Source organism: Aquitalea sp. ASV11 (genome assembly GCF_016429185.1).
GTDB lineage: Bacteria > Pseudomonadota > Gammaproteobacteria > Burkholderiales > Chromobacteriaceae > Aquitalea > Aquitalea pelogenes.
Genome location: NZ_JAELUD010000154.1, coordinates 1 through 683, shown reverse-complemented (window position 1 = coordinate 683; position 683 = coordinate 1). Strand labels below are relative to the sequence as shown.

The following is a 683-nucleotide window of genomic DNA, read 5'->3' as shown; positions in this document are numbered from 1 at the left end:
CCCCCCCCCCCCCCCCCCCCCCCCCCCCCCCCCCCCCCCCCCCCCCCCCCCCCCCCCCCCCCCCCCCCCCCCCCCCCCCCCCCCCCCCCCCCCCCCCCCCCACTTTTTTGCGTTCGTCTCGTGGGCTCGGAGATGTGTATAAGAGACAGGTGTATAAGAGACAGACCCAGGATCACCCATGCTGCAACTACTCTTTGGGTTTCTCTCCTTCGCCTACTTGATGCTACTAGGCGAACGACTCATACCAGGACTGTTTAATATTGACTTGAAATACGACAGATCTCGATGGCGGTTCAGCAGGATGCTTTCATCCCTACCGGACAACAAAATTTTGAGATTGGCCTCGCTGCCGTTTGTCGGATTTATTACGTTGCTCACACTGCCACTGTTTCTTGACTTCCCCTGCGCGCTCTTCGTAACCATAGGGATGGTGGTGATGTTTTTTGTTACCTGAAGCTATTTTTCTATTTGGAAAAGATGCGCGGGCTGATGCTCTGTGCTCAACACCTGTCTCTTATACACATCTGACGCTGCCGACGAACAGTAAGATGTGGGGGTGGGGGGGGGGGGGGGGGGGGGGTGGGGGGGGGGGGGGGGGGGGGGGGGGGGGGGGGGGGGGGGGGGGGGGGGGGGGGGGGGGGGGGGGGGGGGGGGGGGGGGGGGGGGGGGGGGGGGGGGGGGGG

Annotated in this window: 3 protein-coding genes; 1 reads left to right on the top strand and 2 read right to left on the bottom strand. The window is 64.7% G+C overall.

Annotated features, from left to right (window positions below):
* Nucleotides 1-180 (bottom strand): hypothetical protein (locus tag JHD62_RS21415; protein ID WP_199104576.1); only part of this gene is annotated, 180 nt, incomplete at its 3' end.
* On the opposite strand from JHD62_RS21415, the gene JHD62_RS21410 reads away from it, so the two are divergent.
* Nucleotides 179-454 carry a hypothetical protein gene (locus JHD62_RS21410; protein WP_199104575.1) on the top strand — a complete coding sequence of 92 codons (276 nt, stop codon included), beginning with the start codon at nucleotides 179-181 and terminating at the stop codon, nucleotides 452-454. The two genes, JHD62_RS21415 and JHD62_RS21410, sit on opposite strands and share 2 nt — an antisense overlap.
* A gap of 46 nt (nucleotides 455-500) precedes the next feature.
* Here JHD62_RS21410 and JHD62_RS21405 read toward each other — a convergent pair.
* Nucleotides 501-683: hypothetical protein (locus tag JHD62_RS21405; protein WP_199104574.1), on the bottom strand; the 183-nt coding region annotated here is incomplete at its 5' end.

Coding starts and splice junctions, on each gene's coding strand:
- JHD62_RS21410 (WP_199104575.1), top strand. CDS start 179: ATGCTGCAACTACTCTTTGGGTTTCTCTCCTTCGCCTACTTGATGCTA.